This window comes from Chryseobacterium sp. KACC 21268 (genome assembly GCA_028736075.1).
In the GTDB taxonomy this organism is placed as follows: domain Bacteria; phylum Bacteroidota; class Bacteroidia; order Flavobacteriales; family Weeksellaceae; genus Epilithonimonas.
The window spans coordinates 779,414-801,028 of record CP117875.1 but is presented as its reverse complement, the minus strand read 5'-3'; the positions used below and the strand labels follow the sequence as shown (position 1 = coordinate 801,028).

Here is a 21,615-nt window from a genome sequence, read left to right as displayed (position 1 = left end):
GTTGCCACTCTGTGGCTTGCAAGTAAATGTAGGTCACTTGAATCCTTAATCTTTCCTTATTTGCAAAGTTTTCATTTTCGTAAAATCCAGCGTTTTGTTTTTTGATTTTATTTTCACTGTAGCTGTGGTAAAATCTCCATTGAAATTCAAAACTATATCAAGTGGCTCATTCCGATTTTCCTTTGTCAGAATTTTAAAATTGTTATAGATCTCGTCTTCATCAAATTGAAAAAAAGCTTTGTACTCGTCTTTATTATTGAAGAAATGAAAAATAATATAGCTAGGCACAACTTGATCTTGATGTCTGCTTTTGATAACTTCTTCATCAAAGAATGAAAAATTCTCGCCGTTGTAAAAATAAAATTCAAGCTCAGATTTGGTTGGTTCTATCTTACCCAAATCAACTTTCCAATTATATTTTTCGCGGTATTGATTGGTCCAAATTCCGAAAGGAATTTTTTGATTATTATGAACGATTCTTCTTTGTTGTAAGTCGTCTTTGCATTCGCAAGTATCACTTAAAACCTTTTTTATTTCGTGCGGCTTTACAATATCTTCAGCCTTAAACTGATTGATATTCATCTCCTTTGCTTTGAAAACACTGATTTCCCTTGTTTCGCTGGCACCCGAAATCCATAGAATCACATCGCCGCCCGGGGCAATTCCGGCATTCAGATCTTGATAGTCGGCCGTTATCATTCGATCTAAATTGCCACTCATATCGCGCGGATATCCTTTTTTAAAGTAATTGGAAATTTTGGTTTTATCTAGTTTTGTACGCAATCCATAATATTTATTCTCAAGAAATGAAAACCAGTAGAGCTTCAAACTATCTGGCAAAACCACGTCGCCATCTTCGGACGATTTGAAAGTAGATTCGGCATTTCCCCAGTTTGTAGAATAGACTTTGCCGGTTTCCAAAAGTGTGTATGGATTTCGGTGCCCTTTGACTGCAAGCGTAAATTCACTATTTGAAAGCAACTTGATCGGATAACCTTCTGGTGTGGCAATGCCTTGCTGGTAGTCATATTTTTCGGTGCTTCTGTAAACTTGTTCTTTATTGAAAGTGCTTCGTTCCTCGTTAGTATTAATCAAAATCAATAAGAGACAGGCGATCACAAATAATCCTGAAATCATTAAAACCATTTGTTTATTTTTCTTCGAAACGTAAGCAACCAAGGCTAAAATCAAAAACTGAACAGGAATTGCTACAAGGATCAGAAAAATGTCAAAAGCTTCCTGAGGTACATATGAACTGTTTTGGACAATCTGAAATTGCAACAAAAACAGGTACATCAAAATATTGACGACGCCGATGCCAACGGAAAGCAGGAAAATCTTGAAGTAATATTTCATCGTTCGATATCAAGTTTGTAAGCCATTACTAAAGTATCACTTCTTTGTGGATTTGTAATCAGATAATTAAAAATCCCGAAGCTTTTCGGGATCAATATGATTCTATTTAGTTCTTGAGACTTGGATTTCATTCAACACTTTGGCGTTATACATCGCAAAATCTCTGTATTCTGGCTTGGTAGCAATTTCTTTTGCCACTTTCCCGAATTCTACCGAGACCAAGTTGACATATTCTTTTTCGCATGCGTCAATTTTGGTCTTATCCTTTTCATTGACCGCTTTTTCATATTTTACTTTCAAAGCTTCCAATTGATTGAGGTATTTATTCGCCGATTCGCTTTCCAGATCTGGTCTGTCGTTATTGGCAATTTCATTTTCTGTCTTCTTTTGATTGGCCTCCAGACTTGCTCTCACATCCTCGATGGAAGTTGATTTTTTACCTGTTGAAAAGATAATGGCGTAGAATCCTACAATGGCAACTACTAAAACTGCCAATAAATAAATGGCCTTGCCACCGTTTGAAATGAATTTCCGGTAAGCGTAAAACATTAATAAGCTTCCCAAGAGAATCATCCCGATTGCCAAACCGATGTTCCCGAAAATCTCATAGACCGGCCAAAGAATCCTCGGAATGCGATATTCTGCCTGCTCGGAAAAGTAGGTCGTTCCCATACTGAAGATTCCGGCACCGATAACGCCCATTGCAAAAGCTTTGACTTTCTCTGCCGTGGAGATCACTTTGTTTGTTTCTGTCATAGTTTTTTTACCATTAAAGTTATAAAAAATTTACTTCTATTTCACTATAATCGTTTGATTTGGTCTCTGTTGGCTTTTGTAGTAAGAAACGGCAACGTCTTTTATCGCGTTGATTCTCAGCTTCTCCAAACCGACAGAATCATTGTACATTTTCATATCCAAATCCCATTGTTTCTTCTCTTCTGCATTCAATTTATTTTCGATGCTTTTCACCAAATTGTTACTTTGTGCCGAACAAGGCGACGTGCTGTCGATGTCCATTAATATTGAGAAAGCGGAGGAATAATCTTTTTCTGCGATATACACATTCGCTTGTTTCACCAGTGATGCGCAATTCTTTTTCTGGAAGTTTTTGTAGGTTTCCAAAGATTTGGCCTGAGCTGTTTTGTAGCAACTTGCCGTTTCCGGAATCGACATCAATAATCCCAAAGATTCCTCATATTTTCCAGATTTTTCCAAGTTTCCGGACTTTGTCATAATCTGTGCACAGTTCGCTTGGTAGTAAGCCTGCAACTTCTCTTTCCCTTTTTCGATGAAGCTTACGAGAGCTGGATCATTGGCGGATAAAGAGTTCACAGCGCTATTCAGAGCCAGACTTTCCGTTCTTCCGGTTCCTTTCAGTTGTTTTGAGAATGAGGCGAAGACCATATTCGTTTGGTCTTGTTTTATCAGGAGTTGCAAAGTCATATTGGTCACGTTCACGTTTTGCATTCCGCCTTCTACAATTTCATTTCCGTTAATCGTAATCTTTGGTTGCAGGATGAGTCCGTTGTTGTAATCTGTGGAAATGATGCCGTAATTTGATAATAACTGCGTCAGTTTCCCTTCGATTTTATAAAGAACATCCGTATCATAATTGTACTGGTCTTCCTCTGGAAAATAGACAGAAAGCTGAATCTTGCCCAGGTCTGCCTGAGATTGGCAATATCCGAAAACGCCTATCAGCAGGAATGCGAAGTTTAAAAATATTTTTTTCATCTTGTTGTTTATTTTATAGTGATGTAAATGGTGTTTCCTTTGATGTCTTTATCGACTTGCATATTCAAAGTTTTGAAGAATTTGAATACTTCCAAAGCAAACTTGTTGGTGTTGTAATTTTTGCCGTTCGCATCTTTCAACGGAATTCTCACATCATCGAAAATCATTCTAAGGTCTGTTGTTCCTTGGATGTGGTAATTGTTTTTGTAGGCATTTTTCTCCATCCACATTTCAATCTGGTCAGAAAGTGGAAGATTGTCCGGAGCCATTTCTGTTGACATTTTTTTGGAGGCACCTTGTGCAAAACTGATGTCCAGATTAATCGATTTTCCATTATTTACAATATCTGTAAACTTAGCTTGCATTGTGTTCAGGAATTCCTGAGACACACTTTCTACTGCTTTGGAAGCCAGTTTCCCGAAGTCGTCGGTGTAGAATTTTCCACTTTCGCCAACTTTATTGGAAAGTGAATTACCCGTAGAAGCCTCATAACCAGACATCACCACAGAAACCGCATTTCCTGATGGACTGTGAATTTCATTTACCTCAGCTTGTACATAAACATCTGCACCAGACATTTGTACGATCTGGTCTTTCACATCGGTTTGATTATCGGAGGTAAAGATGTTATTGTCTTTTGCAGATTTCAACTTTGCAACGAAATCTACCGTTGTAAAACCTTTGGAATCAAACGCTTCTTTTATTTTGGTAATGGCAATTCTCTTGTTGACATCGCCTTCCAAAACGGTTCTAAGGTCTTCGCCTTCCCCAACGTAAGGAATGACCATTATTTTTGGCTGAACTGTTTGGGAGTTTGGTGTGCTGGTAGAAGCAGTTTGCGCCTGAGTCACAGAAAATAATAGGACAGAAAAAAACAAAGTTGCTTTTTTATAGTAATTTTTCATTTGTGATATTAATTTTTTTTAGTTTAAATTTCATTGGATTAGTTCAGTTTTTCGGGAAGATTGCGCCACCATTTGCAAGCGCTATCAAAAACAAAACACAAGGAATGAGAAAAAATAACAGCAAGATAATCATTGAATAATTCACTACATACTTTCTTCTCTTAGTTTTCAGCCAAATCGCAAATCCACCGAGAATAGCAAGTGGCAGAATTATAAAAAGATAGCCCATTTATTTAATTTTTCCAGAATTTTAGTTTGACAAATCACACAATATCAAATATGTAATCATTATTATATCAACTATTTAATACCCAAATTTTCTAATGATAGAATTTTGCTCAAGGTCTTGTTTCAAAGCTTTTGTATTGATGACAATCCTTCTGCTTCCGTTTGAGTTTTTGGTAGACGATGTAATAAAGGTCTGATATCTTTTGTTATCGATAAAAGTTTTGAAATATGCAGGAAACTGCTGTTTGGTCTGTTCCTCAGATGTTGAAATGATGGGAACCGTTTGGTTGCTGTTCGGCAAACCTCGGAAAAGAAGATGGTAAATGGCGCCATATTCCGGTTGCGTTGCGTCCGCATCTACCGTGATGGAACTCTCATCGTAACTTATCAATTGGATGTTGGAAATATTGCTCCGGTTCACACAACCAACAAGCAAAAATGCCCCAACGATGCATAATATTTTCAGGAATTTCATAGAATTTTGTGTTTTTTTGATATAAATAGATAACCTTGCCGAGCGGACTCTTACAAGGTTATCTGATGTTTGTTGTACTTAATAAAATTTTATTTTTTATTAATAAAAGTGCATTCCAGTTTTTTGTCTTCGGATATTGCTTTTGTGATTGCCTGGCCAGATTTTTTGTCATTAGCAACTGCCTCGCTCAGGTTTTCGCCCGCCAAGCTTGTCACTTCCAATACGCCAATCTTTTGAGGGTATTTTTGTCCTTCAATCATTTCTATTGTCTCCACTGTCAATTTATCACCGACATTCACGCCACCGTTTTTTCCGATGTTCAAAAGAACTTTCACTTTATCATCAGAAGAAAGCAGTTTCACCACTTTGCCCTGAAGCGGAAAATTGGTTTTGAAATATTGGTTGATTTCTGTCTGGATAGATTTCATTGCGTGTTGCACGGCACTTTCCGGAGACATCATCAGGTCGCTCGCCTTCCCTTCGAAGCTGGTAGCGTCTGTACTAAGTCCCGTTGCCACATCTACAATCTTCATCTGGAAAGCAACACTTGCCTTATAGCCAGTCACCGTTCCTACAGAATTTTTCATTGCATAAACAGGAATCTTGGTGATGTGTCCAGTAATGATTTTTTCCGCGGCCATACTTGCACCTTGTTCCACAAGATTTTTGCTATCTATAAAAGCTTCGGACTTTTGAAGTTCCAATTCATCCCGCACTCTGTCGGAACTGGTTCTATCCACCACTCGGAAACGTTTGGCATTGGTCAGCATTTCCACCACTTTTTCTGTAACCAAGCCCACGTATCTTGGGCTTTCGTCAGAAGTAAATGCTGTAACACCCACTACAATCCTATCGTCTTTTTGAGCAAAAATCCTACTGAAGGAAAAGAATATCAGTAGGATTAGAAACTTTTTGTTCATTATAAATTACCAGAAGATTTAACAGTCTGAATAATGCTTTTGATGGCTTTGGATTGGAAAAGTGTTTCTTCTCCCAAGATGCTAGAAGCTGTTTTCGCATACTTCACAGCGGAGGTTACTTTTGCCAATTTCAAAGGATTCGTCACCGCCATAGATTCTGATGATACGGAAGTTAAATTAGAAGTAATGGTTTTGAGATTTTGAGATTGAGAAAAAATTCTCGCGGCCAATTCTTCACACTCTTTCAACGACGGCTTTTTCACTTTGACATCTGTCACCCCATCCGAAGTTTGACCGATTGACCTGTAATAAAGATTTTGAAGAATTGGCGTGATAGACATTGCTTCTTTGGCAGAATTTCCAATCTCGGAATTCACATTGTCCAATGTTGCCACACTCGTTTGTTTCGGAGCAGATAGCTTACCTAATTTTTCCACTCTTTCCATAGAAGCTTTAAATTCTTCTCTTGAAGTTTGAGCCATTGTAAAAACAAAGCTTGCAATAAGCAAGACTGCACTTAACAATTTTTTCATAGTTGTATTTTTTAAAATTAATTATTTCAAAAATAATAATTTTATTGAATAAACATCTATTTTGAAAAAATAAATTTTTCAATATTCACAAATACACAATCATTTATTAATAATTATAAATTAAAAAGAGAACAATAATATGTAAAAATATAATTTTTAATATATTTAATTTAAAATTAAATATATTATTATTTTTGAATTATTAATAATAAAAACCATTCAATTTAACTTTATTATAAAAAATAATTAAATACTAACAACTATTTAATTTTTAGAAATCGCAAATACTTAGCTTAAGTAAACTAAAAAACGGGATAATTTGTTTCAGTAAAAACAAAGAGAAAATTTGAGAAAATACAGGCTAAAAAATCTGGAATGAAAATTAATTCTCATTCAACTTTAGCAAAGGCTCGATGTATTCTCGGTCGTTGCTTAGTCTTGGTACTTTATTTTGTCCACCAAGTTTTCCTCTGCTTGCCATCCATTCGTAAAAAAGATTGGGCTTTGCAGAATGCACGATTGGCGCCTTCAAAGTAATATCATTGTATCTTTTAGCTTCGTAATCTGAGTTCAAAGCTTTCAAAGTGTTATCAAATACTTTTGTGAACTGCTCGATGCAATGTGGTTTTTTGGTAAATTCGAAAATCCATTCGTGACAGCCTTTGCTACTATTGGTCATAAAAACCGGAGCGCCTGTGTAATCAGAGACACTTGCCTCCAGCTGTTCACAAGCTGTTTTGAGTGCTGTTTCCACATTATCGATCATCAGCTCTTCCCCAAATGCATTGATGTAATGTTTGGTCCGTCCAGATATCTTGATTCGATGAGGACTTGTGGATGTAAATTTGACTGTATCGCCGATCAAATAACGCCAAAGTCCGCCGTTGGTAGTGATCACAACAGCATAATTTTTGCCAATCTCAACTTCAGAAATTGGAATCGCTTCTCGAACTCCATTGTTGTAAAGATCCATTGGAATGAATTCATAGAAAATACCGTAATCCAACATCAGGAGCATCTCATCGCTTCCTGCCTGATCTTGGATGGCGAAAAAGCCTTCGGAAGCATTATAGATCTCGTAATACCTGATATTTTTACCAACAATGTCTTGGTACTGACTTTTATAAGGCTTGAAACTAATGCCACCGTGGAAAAAAACTTCCAGATTTGGCCATAGTTCGGACAGAGAATTTTTCCCTGTTTCCTGCAGAGTCCTTTGGAGCAAAACCATCATCCAGCTTGGAACGCCTGTGAGACTTCCCACATCTTCATTCTTTACCTCGCCAATTATGGCTTTCATCTTACTTTCCCACTCGGACATCAAGGAGGTTTTTTTGCTTGGCGTATTAATGATCTCTACCCAAAATGGAAGATTCTCAATTAAGATTGCCGAAAGATCCCCAAATTTCGTATTGAAATCCTGATACATTTCCGCACTTCCGCCTAATCTCAAATTTTTATGCTGAAAAAGGGCACTTTCCGGATGGTTGTTCACATAAATTGAAACCAGATCTTTCCCTGCTTTGTAATGGCAATCTTCCAAACTTTCGTCTGTGATGGGAATGTATTTGCTTTTTGCATTGGTGGTTCCGCTAGATTTTGCAAATTGCCTGATTACACCTGGCCAAAAGACATCCTTCTGTCCTTGCCTTGCTTTTTCTATGTAAGGCTCGAAATCTTCGTAGCAAACAATTGGAACTTTCTTTTGGAAATCTTTGTAGTTTGATATAGAGCTGAATCCGTACTTCTGCCCATACTCCGTATCTTCTGCATAGAACATTTGGGAAAACAGAAGTCCTTCCTGAGTTTCCGTAGGATATTTTTTGAAATGTTCGATCTGATCTATCCGCTGACGGATAAACCAATTGACGACAGAATTAAATAAAGCTTTGGTTGCCATTCTCCACAAATATAACAATTTTTGGGAATGGAAATAAAAAAAGACATTTCGAATTGAAATGCCTTTGATAGAAATATTTTTTTCTGAATTATTTCTTAATGATTTTCTTGCTTACAGTTCCTGATTTTGACTCAATAGAAACAGTATAAATTCCTTTTTCTAGATTGGAAACATCAAATTTGTTATCAGCAGATCCAGAAATTGACTTCACCACTTTTCCTGATATATCATATATTTTAACAGACACAACATTATTCAAATTATTGATTGTAAAATAATCCGCTGTAGGGTTTGGATATAATGTAAAATCTTTCTTATCCACATCACTTACGGCCAATGGAGTAGTTACAACATCAACATCATCAATACTAAGCACATTTCCGTTGGTATAATCATTTACCCAAGCTAAATATACAGTCTTACCTGCGTAAGCTGACAGATCAGCCTGGTAAGGGTTAAGAGTCGCAATAGGAGCATTAGAAGCGTGGGCAACAGTAAGAACATTTGTAAATGATGTCTTAGCTGTGTCTGTGGTAGAAATCTTCAATTTGAATCCATCATCATAAGGACTGACATCGTGAGATCGCGCAAAGAATTCTAGCGCAACTGTAGAGTTGGCAGGAATCGTAATTGCAGGTGAAATCAACCATCTGTCAGCGGGTGCAATTGTGGTAAACCAAGAAGGAGAAGAAGCTACCGAATTTCCACTCTCAACTTGCCAGTTTACTAATGTCCAAGCCTCAGTAAACAAAGTGGCATAGGTTCCATAAGGCGTATTGGCATCGTTGTACAAAGTCCATCCTGCATCTTGTAGAGAAGTCATCTCTTCAAAGCCTTCACTGTAAATAGATGTTTGTGCATTCGCCATAGCAGAGGCCAATAAAATAGAAAATAAAAGTTTTTTCATAAATGATAATTTTAATTAGTAATGTAAATATATAAAAAAACCGCCTCGTTAGGAAACAAGACGGTTAATATTATTTGTAGAGATTGCTAATTACTCTGCAGAAGTTTCTTCAGTAGTAGCTTCTGCTCCACCTTCAGTTACTTCTTCTTCATCGTCATCATCCATTGCTGCAGCAGCATTTTTGCTAGCATTTCTAGACATTTTAACAGCTACGATAACTGCATTGTCTGGGTGCATGAATGTATATTTGTCATTTTTAAGACTTTCTACATAGAACTTGTTACCAATTTTAAGAGCAGTAATATCTACTACGATCTCGTCTGGCAAGTTAGCTGGGATAGCTTTTACTTTTAGTTTTCTGTAAGTTTGTCTAAGAACACCACCGGCAACTACACCTTTGGAACGACCTGTAACTCTTACTGGAACTTCCATAACTACTGGCTTATCATCAGACAATCTGTAGAAGTCTGCGTGGATGATCTTGTCCGTAATTGGGTGGAACTGAATATCTTGAAGAACTGCAGGAATTACCTGTCCGTCAACCTCAATAGATACCGTGTGTGCTTCGGGAGTATAAACCAAACCTTTAAATGCTTTCTCCAATGCAGAGAAGTTCAATGGCTCGCCACCTCCGTAAACAACACAAGGAACTAATTCAGCATCACGTAAAGCTTTAGTAGACTTTTTGCCCACGCTTTCTCTTTTTGTACCTTGAATTGTAATTGATTTCATTTTGTATAAAATTATTTTAAGGGTGCAAAGATATTAATTTTTTTTAGATAATGAACTTCTCACTGATAGATTTGTGCTCGTGCACCATATTCATCACATCTGCAAACAATTCTGCACAAGATAAAACACGGATTTTCGAAGATCTGTCTTCTTTCAAAGGAATAGAATCTGTGACAATCACTTCCAAAAGCTGAGAGTTTTCGATATTCTCATAAGCCTTTCCGGACAGTACACCGTGAGTTGCCATTGCTCTTACAGATTTTGCACCATTTGCCATCAGGATATCTGCCGCCTTGCAAAGTGTTCCGGCAGTATCGATCATATCATCAATCAGAATCACGTTCTTATCTTTAACATCACCAATCAAAAACATCTCTTCTACAACGTTGGCCTTTTTTCTTTCTTTATAACAGATTACAACGTCAGCGCCTAAATGTCCTGCGTAATTCTTCGCTCTTTTCGCACCGCCCATATCTGGTGATGCAATCGTCAAATTATCGAGTTGCAGAGATTGGATGTATTTCACAAAAATCGTAGAAGCATACAAATGATCTACCGGAATCTCAAAGAACCCTTGGATCTGATCTGCGTGCAAATCCATTGTCATAATTCTTGTAGCTCCGGCCGCCGTCAGAAGATTGGCCACCAACTTTGCTCCGATCGGTGCGCGTGGTTTGTCCTTTCTGTCTTGTCTTGCCAATCCGTAATAAGGAATCACAACGGTAATGTTTTTGGCAGAAGCTCTTTTCGCAGCGTCTATCATTAATAACAATTCCAAAAGATTGTCCGCTGGAGGAAACGTAGATGCAATAAGGAAAACGCGTGCTCCTCTTACAGATTGCTCCAATACAGGTTCAAATTCTCCGTCGCTGAAATGCTGAATATTGATTTGCCCTAATGGTTGCCCATAAGCCTGAGCGATTTTTTCCGCCAACTCGTGGCTGGTTCTGGTAGAAAACAAATAACTTGCTTGATCTGACATTTTTACTTTTTTGCAAATTTAAAAAATAATGAAAAGTTTGAAAGCCTATTTCCGAACTTTTCATCAATAGATTTTTATTTTTTCTAAGAAATGATTTTGAATCGCCTATTATCATTGAATCTTATCAAAAATCCTGAAAACGATTTCATAAAAAAAGACCAAAACATTTCTGTCTTGGTCTTTCTATTTTTAGCAATATTCGTCGAAAGCCGCCTGAAGATTCGCAGCGATTGCGCCTGCAGGATTACCTTCGATGTGGTGTCTTTCCAACATATGGACCAATTCTCCGTCCTTGAAAAGTGCAACAGCTGGTGAACTTGGAGGGAACGGCGCTAGCAATCTTCTTGCTTCAGCAACTGCATCCGTATCAAATCCCGCAAATGCTGTTACCAAATGGTCTGGCTTTTTCTCGCCTGTCAAAGAGTACAAAACGCCTGGCCTTGCCGCACCTGCCGCACATCCACAAACTGAATTGATTACTAATAAAGTTGTTCCCGATTGTTTAAGTGCCGAGTCAACTTCTGCTGGTGTTGTAAGGTCTTGGAAACCTTTATCTGTAAGTTCTGCCTTCATTGGCAATACTAAATCTGCTGGATACATAATTGATTTGTTTAAAAGTTTAACGTTCAAAGTTTCGTTTGAGTTGCAAATTTAATCATAATTATTTTGCTTGGCTCATCTTTCATTCTATTAAAACCATTCCGAAAATCTATTGAGCCATTTTGACAGGAAAATGACTTACGGCGAATGGCTTTTTGCTTTAAAGCGTCGTGTGGAAAATTTAACGCAAAGGGGTAAGAATTATGAATTTGATGTTTTGAAAGTCGCTAAGTTTTTATCTTAAATTGTATATGAAATCTGATAAATAAAAAATTTAAAAAATAACGGAAAATATAAACAAAAAACCCAAAATCCTAAGACTTTGGGTTCAAATCAAATCGATATGCATATTCTGTATATCCTTTTTAGGTTGGAAGTTGGAGGATGGAGGTTGGAAGATAGCTTCCGACATCCGACTTCCCGCTTCCAGCAACTTAAGAAAGTAACTTCTTCACCATTCCGGAAATACTTTTCCCGTCTGATTTTCCGGCCAATGCTTTGGAAGCAACGCCCATTACTTTTCCTAAATCTTTGATGCTTTCTGCACCGGTTTCAGAAATGATTTTCTTGATTTCTGATTCCAATTCTTCTGCAGACATCTGTTGTGGAAGAAACTTCTCAATCACTTTGGATTGCGCTTCTTCTACTTCCGCAAGGTCCGTTCTTCCCTGAGCCGTAAATTGGTCGTAGGAATCCTTTCTTTGCTTTATCATTCTTTGCAAAATTGCAATTTCCTGCTCTGCTGAAACTTCAGCTCCAATGGCTTCTGTTTTCAGCAATAATATTTGCGCTTTCACAGCACGTAGAGAATCCAGAGCAACTCTGTCTTTCTCTCTCATTGCGGTTTTTATCGCGTCGTTTATGGTAAGTTCTAAACTCATTGTTTTCAATTTATCAATTTAATAGTCTAACAATGTAACAATATATCAGCTACAGTTATTTATCTTTATTTAAGCTTGTACTTAATATTTTGTATATTATTTTTCCGATTTCAATTATCTGCTGTTCCAATTTTTCATCAAAAGGATAGCTTTTGGAATGTTTGCATAAGTACAACCAATATTTAGTTTCTTCAAGTTCCTTGGCAGCAATTTTTATTTTATTAATAAAGTCATTTTTGCTGTGTGGATTTTGAGCTTCAAAAGAATTTGCGCCAATGCTTGTTCCAGAACGTAATAATTGTTTTGCAATAACAAATTTCCTTTTTTCTTCTAAAAGTTCGCAGAATTCAATGATATCTAAAGAGAATATTACTGTCTTTTGGATTAACGGATTATTTTCAAAATTTATCATTATTTTATTAATTGTTACACCGTTATATTATTACATTGTTACATTAAAACTAATCTACATCTTTATTAAGAAAACGATTTTCTCTCAGTTGCATACTTCCGTTATTGTCAGACAAAAATGTGTTGATGTTTTGGTCTGATGCGTTGGCGCCATCGATGATGATGTTCTTTCTTTTGAACGCCGGAACTGTTTCGAAAACATTCTCATTGTCCAATTGTTGGTAACGGGAATTGAATTCTTTCAACTTGTTTCTTCTGTCCATCGCCTTTGAAGCTGTGTCGGAAGTTTTGTTGAAGAAAGTGAATCCACCTTCAGTTTCCTGAACTGGCTCTTGTTTTTTCTCTTCAACGATTTCTTCTTTTACTTCTGATGTGAAAGAATAATTGTTAGCTTTTGGTGCCTCGATTTTTTCTTCGACAACCTCGTTTACGATTTCTTCTTTAACTTCGGAAATGACTTGCTTTTCGATGACAGGAAATTCCTCTTCTGCTGGAGATTCGTTGATGGTGAAAGTGACTTCAACCGGTTTTTCTACTTCTTCAGTTTTGAAAGACGCTTTTGGCTTGTCCTCTACTTCGAAAGTGAATGATTGTGGCTCCAAATCGAAGTCGTCATTTGCATCATCTTCAAAGTTGAAAAGATTGTACTCCTGCTTTCCATCGTTGTAATCATTAGAATAATCTACGATTTCCTCATTCTCGATGATTTGAGTTTCCGTTTCCACTTCTTCCACCAAACTTTCTACTAAAGAATTAGTTGGAAAATTGGAAGTTCCGAAATCATCCTCATCTTCTAGACGAAAAAAGTTCTTTCCAGATTCAGGCTGAGGTTTTGACTCTTCCTGAAGTCTGCTTTTGAAAGGGGATTCTCTGTTTCTTGAAAACGAATTTGGTCTGTCGTCCAAAGAATATTTAATCGTTTCTGTTGTTCCTGTGTGCTTTTTATCATCATTAGAAAATCCAGTTGCGATGACCAAAACGCTTACTGCATCGCCCAATTCCTCATCTGTTCCAACTCCAAAAATAATATCAGCCGTGTGACCAGCTTCTTTTTGGATATAGTCCATAATTACTCCGATTTCGTCCATCGTCACCTCAGAAACACCACTTCTAATCAACAATAGAACGTTTTTCGCTCCCGTGATTTTGTTGTCGTTCAACAATGGAGAATCCAACGCTTTTTTCACTGCTTCTTCCGCTTTTTTCTCGCCAGTTGCAACGCCGGTTGACATCAATGCTGTTCCGGAATTCTGAAGGACAGATTTTGCATCACGGAAATCGATATTGACATCGAAATAACCTGTAATCACCTCTGCCATTCCTTTCGCCGCATTGGTCAAAACTTCATCGGCCTTGGAAAAACCTTGTTTGAAACCAAGATTTCCGAATTGTTGTCTTAATTTATCATTATTGATGACAATCAGGGAATCAACATTATTTCTTAATTTATCTAGACCCAATTCAGCTTGGTCCAATCTTCTTTTTCCTTCAAAACTAAAAGGCACGGTTACGATTCCTACAGTCAGGATTCCCATTTCCTTTGCTACTTTTGCAATCACAGGCGCCGCACCAGTTCCCGTTCCACCGCCCATTCCGGCAGTGATGAAAACCATCTTGGTGTTTTGTCCCATCGCCGCTTTGATTTCGTCGATGCTTTCAATCGCCGCTTTCTCTCCAACTTCTGGGTCAGCACCCGCGCCAAGACCTTCTGTCATTGAGATTCCTAACTGTACTTTGTTAGAAACCGGATTGTTGTCCAAAGTCTGTGCATCGGTATTACAGATTACGAAATCTACGCCGTAGATTCCTTTCTCGTACATATGCTTCAAAGCGTTGTTTCCACCGCCACCAACACCAATTACTTTGATGATGGCAGAATTCCCTTTTGGTAGGTCAAAGGAAAAACCTTGTGTATTTGATATATTGTCCATAATGGTATGTTTTTTTATAGTTGATAGGTTAATGATAATCGATAGTTGATAAATGATAATCGATTCTTTGCATTTGCATAAATCATTTATCAATTATCATTCATCATTTATAGTTACTCTTCTACTTCTTCAAAGAATTTTTTGACTTTGTCCATTAATGATTGTCCGAAGGTTGGTCGGTTTTTCTTCACTTCTGCTTTGTGTTTCGCCATCTCTACGATGTCATTCTGAACTTGAGGTGTTTGAATTTCCTGAGATTGAGTCTGAGTCTGCGCTTGGATTGCATTTTCGATTTGAGGTTTCAATTCTTCAATGATTTCTTCCTCTGTTACCAGCATTTTCTTGTCGCGGATTTTCAAACTTTCCATTAACAAACCGATGGAAGTTGCAAATTCCGGACCTTTCAAATATTGATTTTTATCGTTTGCCACATATTCATTAGCAAAACCAATTCTGCTATCGAAACCTGTTGTGTAGTTTGCTAACTGACGAAGGTTTCTCAAATTGGAACCACCGCCTGTCAAAACGATTCCGGCAATCAGTTTTTTCTTTTGTTCGAATGCGCCGTAGGCTTTCAATTCGGTATTCACCATTTCAAGAATTTCTTCAACCCTTGCATTGATGATTTGAGCCAAAACCTTCAGCGAAATTTCTTTGTCCGGACGACCGTGCAATCCTGGAATCGTCACGTAAGTGCTGTCTTTTTCCAATTCAGGAACAGATGACCCGAATTTCACTTTCAGTTGCTCCGCGTGTTTCTCGATGATGGAACATCCTTCCTTGATATCATCGGTGATAATCCCACCTCCGTAAGGAATCACGCAAGTATGACGGATGATGTTGTCTTTGAAAATCGCAATATCCGTAGTTCCACCACCAATATCAACGATGGCAACACCTGCTTCTTTTTCTTCTTTAGTCAAAACCGCTTCGGACGATGCCAAAGGTTCCAAAGTCAAGGCTTCCATTTCCAAACCGGCTTCACGAACGCATCTCGCAATGTTTCTGATAGAACCCATTTGTCCCACGACAACGTGGAAATTGGCTTCCAATCTTTTACCGTGCATCCCGACTGGTTCCTGGATTTCGCCTTCGGAATCCACTTTATAATCCTGAGGTAAAACGTGGATGATTTCTTCGCCTGGAAGCATCACCAACTTCTTCACCTGGTCTTTTAGTTTCTCGATATCCTCCTCCGTAATGTACTGGTCCGGATGGTCTCTCATAATATAATCCGAATGCTGAAGCGAACGGATGTGTTTGCCTGCAATTCCAACCGTCACTTTGGTGATAGGCACGCCAGCGCTGGATTGTGCTTCTGCCACAGCGGACTTGATGGAGTTGATGGTTTGGGAAATATTATTGACAATTCCTTTGTGAACGCCTAAACTTTTTGCTTTTCCAACGCCCAGAATTTCAATTTTCCCGTGAGCGTTTCGTCTTCCGACAATGGCGACAATCTTGGTTGTCCCAATGTCCAGACCTACTGAATACTCTTGATTTTCCATTATATGTTCGATTTGATTTTTTATTTTTAACGCAAAGTCCGCAAAGTTTTTTTTTGATTCTTGCAATGCTTTTAAGTTCGCAAAGACGTAAAACTCATCAAAGACTTTTATATTTATTCTACAACTACTTTTGTTTTTTTCTTTTTATCACTTGTTTTGGAAGCGGTTTCTTTTTTCTTGGTAGAAACTTTCTTCGCTTCTGGTTTCTTCTCTGCTTTTTTCGGTTTTGCAGTTTCCTTTTTGGGTTCTGCTTTTTTAACCTCTTTTTTCGGTTCCGGTTTTTTTACTTCTGGTTTGGATTCCGATTTTTTCGCTTCCAGCTTCTGACTTCCATCTTCCGTCTTCAACTCAATTTTTGGTGCATTTCTTAGAATGCTGTCATTTTCTTTGAAATAAGGATTCAGCGTGGTGACAATCTGATTATCGTATTTCAATGAAATCTTCTTGTACTTCTGCGTATTCTGGTCCACCAGATATTTCTCAACAAAGGTTTTGAAACCTCTTACTTTTAAATCGATATTATCGAGGTCGCCGATTTCCACTTTGTAATTTCCGTCGCTGGTCAAGAGATTGTAATCCTCTTTTTCTTTTGTGATGCCGATGAAATATTTTTTGCTGAAATCATCTTTGTCAATCTTCTCTATTAAATCTCCTAACGCTTCATATTCCGAAGGTTTCACGTCGCCCATTACTAACATACTTGGCAGTGAGAAGTTTTTTGAAATAGGAAACTCCACGCCTTTTTCATCGACGTAGAAATCTTTTCCGTCCTTGTTCAATCTGAAAGCTGGAACTCTTTGTTTGATGTCAACATTCAGGTTTCCATTCAGATTCAGATAAACATTGGCGCTGTCTACAAAAGGAATCAGATTGATTTTCTTCTCCAATTCCGGAATATTGATATCGCCTATTTTTCTTGTCGGATTGTACTGCTTCACCAATTCTTTGATGTCTTTTTCATCCACAAAATAAACCGGTGTTTTACCTTGGTTCATATTGATAGACACGTTCTCCATCTTAGCATCGTTGAAACGCTTCAATGAGAAACTGAGCAGAAATCCAAAAAGGACCACTGTCACGAGTATCTTCAATATTCTCCACTTATTTTTCATTTCTTATCTTGGTTTTAACGTCTTTGCGTTAAGTTTTTTCTTTAATTATTTTATTTTCGCCAATCGGTTTTTATCAAATTCCTTTACCGTTTTCAGCATATAATTGAAGTCGTCCTTCAATTCCAATTCATAATCCCAGTCATCCATTTCAGATTTTCCGTGGCCTAAAGAAACCATATGAATTACTTTTTTATCAATCCAGAAAGTAGAACTCCATCCAATGATGTCCTTTGCATCGGACATATTCGTATAAGTTATACTTTGAATTGCAAAAACCCGCTCTCCGTTTTTTAATAGAAAATAATCTCTGTACAATTCCCACCAATCATTACTATCTCCCTTCCATTCTCGGGAAATCTTTACAATCTCATTTCCCTTTTTTGAGTATTGATAAAGGATTGCTTTGTCCTTTCCTTTTACTTCAAATTTATATTCAATGACCTTTGGGTCTTTATCAATTGCTTCTGAATATTGATTGATATTTTCCACTACTCTCAACACTTCTTTCGACTGCGAAAAAGCAAAACCGAAGACCAAAATGCTGATTAATATGGAAAGTTTTAATCTCATCAGATGCTCACCTTTTCAATATTTGGAAGCCATTCCACGATGCCGTCATAAAGCGTATCGATGTTTCCGGCTCCGACTGTCAAAAGGATGTCAAATTCCTTTTCTTTTATTAATTCAAAAGTCTCCTGTAATGTGCAGACTTTCTTGTTTTCAATTTCAATTTTGTCCGATAACCACGCTGAGGTGATTCCTTCAAAATTTTCCTGAAGTTCCCTTGCCGGATAAATATCCAACAGCAAAAGGTCATCAGCTTTTTCCAGACTTCTTGCAAAATCTTCCGCAAAATCTCTCGTTCGGCTGAACAAATGCGGTTGGAAAACCACCAACAATTTCTTGGTCGGATAAAAGGTTTTTATGGAACCAATTACCGCGTTCAGTTCTGTTGGATGATGTGCATAATCATCAATATAAATTTTCCCGTTATCGAAAATATGTTTTGTATATCTTCTCTTGATGCCTTTGAAACTTGCGATTGCTTTCTTCAAGGTTTCGAAATCAACACCCAAATTGCTGAGAATCGCCAAAGCAACTGTTGCATTCTCCACATTATGAATTCCTGGAATTTCCCAAACAAAATCATTGATTTCTTCCGTTGGTGTGTGGAAATCGAAGTAGATTTTATCGTGGTCCATTCTCAAGTTATCGGAGTAATAATCCGCTTCCTCGTTCACCGCGTACGTCAAATGCTCTCTGCCAATCGCAATTCCTTTTCTCACAAACAACTGATTGTCATTCGGAACCAAAGACGCGAATTGGCGAAAACCATCTTCAATCTGAACTCTGTCACCATAAATATCCAAATGGTCAGCATCAATCGAGGTTACAACAGCCCAATCTGGTGAAAGATTCAGGAAACTTCTGTCGTATTCATCTGCTTCAACTACAGAAAACTGGTTTCCATTGTAGTCAAAATTCGATTTGAAATTCTCGGAAATTCCACCTAAAAATGCGGATGACGGAAGATTTGCTTCCTTGCACAAATGCGCAATCAATGTGGAAGTTGTCGTCTTTCCGTGTGTTCCAGCAACAGCAATGCAATCTGTATTTTCAGTAATTAAACCTAAAACTTTAGCACGCTTTAAAATCTCAAAACTTTCACTGGCGAAATAATCCAGAATCGCTAATTTTTTGATTGCTGGCGTGTAAATCACCAAAGTTTCCTCTTTGTCGAACGCTACGATTTTTTCATCTATCACATCTTCAAACGAAATATCAATGCCTTCAAAACCGAGTTGAGCCGTCAGTTTCGTTGGAGTTTTGTCATAGCCCAAAACGTTTTTGCCGTTCGCGTGAAAAAATCTCGCGAGCGCACTCATCCCAATCCCACCGATTCCGATGAAATAGAAGTTTTGATATTTATTTAAGATGCTCATTTTTTTATTTGTTGTATTAATGTAAAAAGTATGTTGTACAATGTACTTTCTACATTTTACTTTTTACATTTTTAATTATCTCATCCACAATTCCTTCCGCTGCTTTTGGTTTTGCAAAAAACTCCAGATTTGTTGACATTTCATTTCTCAGATTCTCACTCTCACAAATCTCGGAAAGTGTACTCCAGAATTTATCCTTCATCTCAGAATCTTTGACCATTCTTGCCGCATTTTTCTCAACCAAGGTAAAGGCGTTTTTGGTTTGATGGTCTTCTGCAGCAAACGGAAACGGTACCAATAAAACCGGTTTTTTCGCCACTGCCAATTCCGAAATCGCAATTGCACCAGCTCTGGAAACTATCACATCTGCCGCTGAATAGGCCAAAGCCATATCGGAGATAAATTCCCTAATCTGGATGGAAGCTGGAGGATGGATGCTAGAAGCTATCTCCGCAAAATCTGTTTTTCCAGTTTGCCAGATGAGTTGGTAATTCTTGTCTTTTAATTTATCTAAATTATCCTTCCACCCGTTGTTCAAAGTTCTGGAACCGAGTGAACCACCGACGGAAAGAATCGTTAATTTATTTTTATCTAAACCTAATTTTTCCTTAGCCAAATCTTTGTCCATCAAATCTGTGATGATGTTTTGACGGATTGGATTTCCTAAGAAATAGGTTTTTGTACCTGAGAAAAATTTCTCCATATCAGGATAAGCCGTGAAAACTGCTTTCGCTTTCATTGCATTGAAAACATTTGTCTTTCCCGGCAAAGAATTCTGTTCCTGTATGAAAGTTGGAATTCCCATTTTCGCAGCGATGTACAACGCTGGTCCGCTTGCAAAACCACCAGTTCCAACCGCAAAATCCGGTTTAAAATCTTTGATGATTCTTTTCGCCTTCAACAAACTTGAAATCACTTTTAATGGAAGTCCGAGATTCTTGAGAAGATTTCCTCTGTCGAATCCGGCGATGTTCAAACCTTCGATTTTGAATCCGGCTTGAGGTACTTTTTCCATTTCCATTTTTCCGTTGGCTCCAATGAACAGAAACTCAGCATCAGGAAATCTTTTCTGGATTTCCTGAGCAATCGCAACCGCCGGAAAGATGTGTCCACCTGTTCCGCCACCGCTCAATAGAACGCGGATTGCTTTTGGCTTTTGGCTGTTTGTTGTTTTGTTGTTCATCTTATTTAAATTTTCATTGGAATAAATCCCAATGTTTTTTATCGTCATTCATTGGAATAAATTCCAACGCTTATAAATCTTTCGTTCCTATGGAACTCAATTGGCTTCCATCTTCGGACTTCAAGCTTCCAGCTTTAAGCTATGTCATTTATTTCTTCCAAACTTTGTCTTTTGCCTAATCCTTCTTCGTCATAAACCTGGATTCTGGAACTTACATTAAGAATAATTCCCAGCTGAATGTAGGTCACCAACATCGATGTTCCTCCATAACTTATCAGCGGTAAAGGCTGACCAGTCACCGGAATTAGATTCACGGCCACCGCAATATTCACAGTGAGCTGGATGAAAATCATTAATCCAATCGCCAACACGAGCAACGAGCCGAAGAACGCGGGCATCTTACTGGCAATCATTACGATTCGGATTATCATTATCATATAAAGGCTTATCAAAACAAAAGCGCCAATCCAGCCGTATTCTTCCACAATGATTGCGAAAATAAAATCCGAAACCGATTGTGGCAACGTCTGTTTCAAAGCACTTTTTCCAGGTCCGATTCCGTTGAAGCCACCGTGAACAATCGCTGCTTTGGCTTGCATCACCTGATAGTTTTTCGCCTTGATACTTTCGTCCTCAACGTCCGCATTTTTCTTGGAACTGGTAAAGGTTTCGATACGGCTCATCCACGTATGGACACGGTTTCCACCAATCATATTCGTATTGAGTGCGACCAGTAGAAACATCACCACAAACACCACGGACAACGAGATAAATCCTGCAACATATTGCCAAGCCAATTGTCCAACAATCAAGATGGCGATGGAAACCATCAGAATCATCAAAGCTGTGGAACCGTTGTCTTTTGCAACCAATCCGAACACAATCAATATTGGTCCGAAAATATAGAATATGTTCTCAATCGGTAATCTCTCTCTCTTGATCTTCTTGGTCAAATATCTGCAGAGATAGATCATCAACATCAAATATGCGAATGACGATGGCTGAAATGAAATAGGTGTTCCAGGAATCTTGAGCCAACGTGATGCACTTGCACCTTCGATCTTTTGTCCTGTGAACATCGTGATCAGCAACAGTCCAATCGTTACCAAAAGGAGAATAGAACTGAGTTTTCCGATGTGCTCATACTTCACCGTTCCTACGAAACGCATAATTCCCAAACCGATCAAAACGAAAATAATATGCTTGATCACGTGACCAGTTGTAGTCCCGTTGTTGACAATATATTCCAGATTCGAACTTGCGGAATAAACCGGAAATACCGAAAGCAGGGAGATCAAAATGATCACCGACCAAAGGACCTTGTCGCCTTTCAGCAGCTCGAATTTGTTGTCTGTCGTTTGTTCCATTTTATTT

The 21,615-nt window shown here is 38.0% G+C and carries 21 protein-coding genes; all 21 read right to left on the bottom strand.

Annotated features, from left to right (window positions below; all coding sequences use genetic code 11):
• Nucleotides 1-45 precede the first annotated feature (45 nt).
• The 21 genes from PQ459_03810 to PQ459_03710 all read right to left on the bottom strand — a co-directional run bounded on the left by PQ459_03810 (nt 46) and on the right by PQ459_03710 (nt 21,608).
• On the bottom strand, nt 46-1,356 hold the full coding sequence (locus PQ459_03810; GenBank protein WDF47620.1) for a DUF2931 family protein: 1,311 nt from the start codon (nt 1,354-1,356) through the stop codon (nt 46-48).
• A 102-nt stretch (nt 1,357-1,458) separates the two neighbouring features.
• Nucleotides 1,459-2,112 (bottom strand): hypothetical protein, encoded by a 654-nt coding sequence (locus PQ459_03805; GenBank protein ID WDF47619.1) that lies wholly within the window; start codon nt 2,110-2,112, stop codon nt 1,459-1,461.
• Between the two features lie 36 nt (nt 2,113-2,148).
• Nucleotides 2,149-3,090 carry a hypothetical protein gene (locus PQ459_03800; protein ID WDF47618.1) on the bottom strand — a complete coding sequence of 314 codons (942 nt, stop codon included), beginning with the start codon at nt 3,088-3,090 and terminating at the stop codon, nt 2,149-2,151.
• A gap of 8 nt (nt 3,091-3,098) precedes the next feature.
• The gene (locus tag PQ459_03795; GenBank protein WDF47617.1) at nt 3,099-3,995 is read right to left on the bottom strand and encodes a DUF6175 family protein; all 897 of its coding nucleotides are present in this window, start codon (nt 3,993-3,995) and stop codon (nt 3,099-3,101) included.
• A gap of 304 nt (nt 3,996-4,299) precedes the next feature.
• The gene (locus PQ459_03790; protein ID WDF47616.1) at nt 4,300-4,698 is read right to left on the bottom strand and encodes a hypothetical protein; all 399 of its coding nucleotides are present in this window, start codon (nt 4,696-4,698) and stop codon (nt 4,300-4,302) included.
• Nucleotides 4,699-4,787: 89 nt separating this feature from the next.
• On the bottom strand, nt 4,788-5,618 hold the full coding sequence (locus PQ459_03785) for a CsgG/HfaB family protein (protein ID WDF47615.1): 831 nt from the start codon (nt 5,616-5,618) through the stop codon (nt 4,788-4,790).
• Nucleotides 5,618-6,151: a hypothetical protein gene (locus PQ459_03780; GenBank protein ID WDF47614.1), complete on the bottom strand. Its 534-nt coding sequence runs from the start codon at nt 6,149-6,151 to the stop codon at nt 5,618-5,620. Before PQ459_03780 ends, PQ459_03785 begins: the two co-directional genes overlap by 1 nt.
• Nucleotides 6,152-6,533: 382 nt before the next feature.
• Nucleotides 6,534-8,051, bottom strand: a complete 1,518-nt coding sequence (locus PQ459_03775; protein WDF47613.1) for a GH3 auxin-responsive promoter family protein — start codon at nt 8,049-8,051, stop codon at nt 6,534-6,536.
• An 88-nt stretch (nt 8,052-8,139) separates the two neighbouring features.
• Nucleotides 8,140-8,958, bottom strand: coding sequence for a choice-of-anchor J domain-containing protein (locus PQ459_03770; GenBank protein WDF47612.1), 819 nt, complete (start codon nt 8,956-8,958; stop codon nt 8,140-8,142).
• 90 nt (nt 8,959-9,048) lie between these two features.
• Nucleotides 9,049-9,690 (bottom strand): 50S ribosomal protein L25/general stress protein Ctc, encoded by a 642-nt coding sequence (locus PQ459_03765; GenBank protein WDF47611.1) that lies wholly within the window; start codon nt 9,688-9,690, stop codon nt 9,049-9,051.
• A gap of 43 nt (nt 9,691-9,733) precedes the next feature.
• Complete coding sequence (locus PQ459_03760; GenBank protein ID WDF47610.1) at nt 9,734-10,672, bottom strand: ribose-phosphate pyrophosphokinase; 939 nt, start codon at nt 10,670-10,672, stop codon at nt 9,734-9,736.
• 189 nt (nt 10,673-10,861) lie between these two features.
• A complete protein-coding gene (locus tag PQ459_03755; protein ID WDF47609.1) occupies nt 10,862-11,272 on the bottom strand; it encodes a BrxA/BrxB family bacilliredoxin in 411 nt (136 codons plus the stop codon).
• Nucleotides 11,273-11,706: 434 nt separating this feature from the next.
• Nucleotides 11,707-12,153 (bottom strand): GatB/YqeY domain-containing protein, encoded by a 447-nt coding sequence (locus PQ459_03750; GenBank protein ID WDF47608.1) that lies wholly within the window; start codon nt 12,151-12,153, stop codon nt 11,707-11,709.
• 55 nt (nt 12,154-12,208) lie between these two features.
• On the bottom strand, nt 12,209-12,565 hold the full coding sequence (locus PQ459_03745; protein WDF47607.1) for a four helix bundle protein: 357 nt from the start codon (nt 12,563-12,565) through the stop codon (nt 12,209-12,211).
• A gap of 49 nt (nt 12,566-12,614) precedes the next feature.
• On the bottom strand, nt 12,615-14,495 hold the full coding sequence (gene ftsZ / locus PQ459_03740; GenBank protein WDF47606.1) for a cell division protein FtsZ: 1,881 nt from the start codon (nt 14,493-14,495) through the stop codon (nt 12,615-12,617).
• Nucleotides 14,496-14,608: 113 nt separating this feature from the next.
• Nucleotides 14,609-16,003: a cell division protein FtsA gene (gene ftsA, locus PQ459_03735; protein ID WDF47605.1), complete on the bottom strand. Its 1,395-nt coding sequence runs from the start codon at nt 16,001-16,003 to the stop codon at nt 14,609-14,611.
• Between the two features lie 113 nt (nt 16,004-16,116).
• The gene (locus tag PQ459_03730; GenBank protein WDF47604.1) at nt 16,117-17,115 is read right to left on the bottom strand and encodes a cell division protein FtsQ; all 999 of its coding nucleotides are present in this window, start codon (nt 17,113-17,115) and stop codon (nt 16,117-16,119) included.
• Nucleotides 17,116-17,160: 45 nt separating this feature from the next.
• The gene (locus PQ459_03725; GenBank protein ID WDF47603.1) at nt 17,161-17,685 is read right to left on the bottom strand and encodes a hypothetical protein; all 525 of its coding nucleotides are present in this window, start codon (nt 17,683-17,685) and stop codon (nt 17,161-17,163) included.
• Entirely contained in the window at nt 17,685-19,058 is a 1,374-nt protein-coding gene (gene murC, locus PQ459_03720; protein ID WDF47602.1) for a UDP-N-acetylmuramate--L-alanine ligase, read from the bottom strand. The genes PQ459_03725 and murC overlap by 1 nt, the downstream gene beginning before the upstream one ends.
• A gap of 49 nt (nt 19,059-19,107) precedes the next feature.
• A complete protein-coding gene (gene murG, locus PQ459_03715) occupies nt 19,108-20,241 on the bottom strand; it encodes an undecaprenyldiphospho-muramoylpentapeptide beta-N-acetylglucosaminyltransferase (GenBank protein ID WDF47601.1) in 1,134 nt (377 codons plus the stop codon).
• 134 nt (nt 20,242-20,375) lie between these two features.
• Nucleotides 20,376-21,608 (bottom strand): FtsW/RodA/SpoVE family cell cycle protein, encoded by a 1,233-nt coding sequence (locus PQ459_03710; protein ID WDF47600.1) that lies wholly within the window; start codon nt 21,606-21,608, stop codon nt 20,376-20,378.
• Nucleotides 21,609-21,615 lie beyond the last annotated feature (7 nt).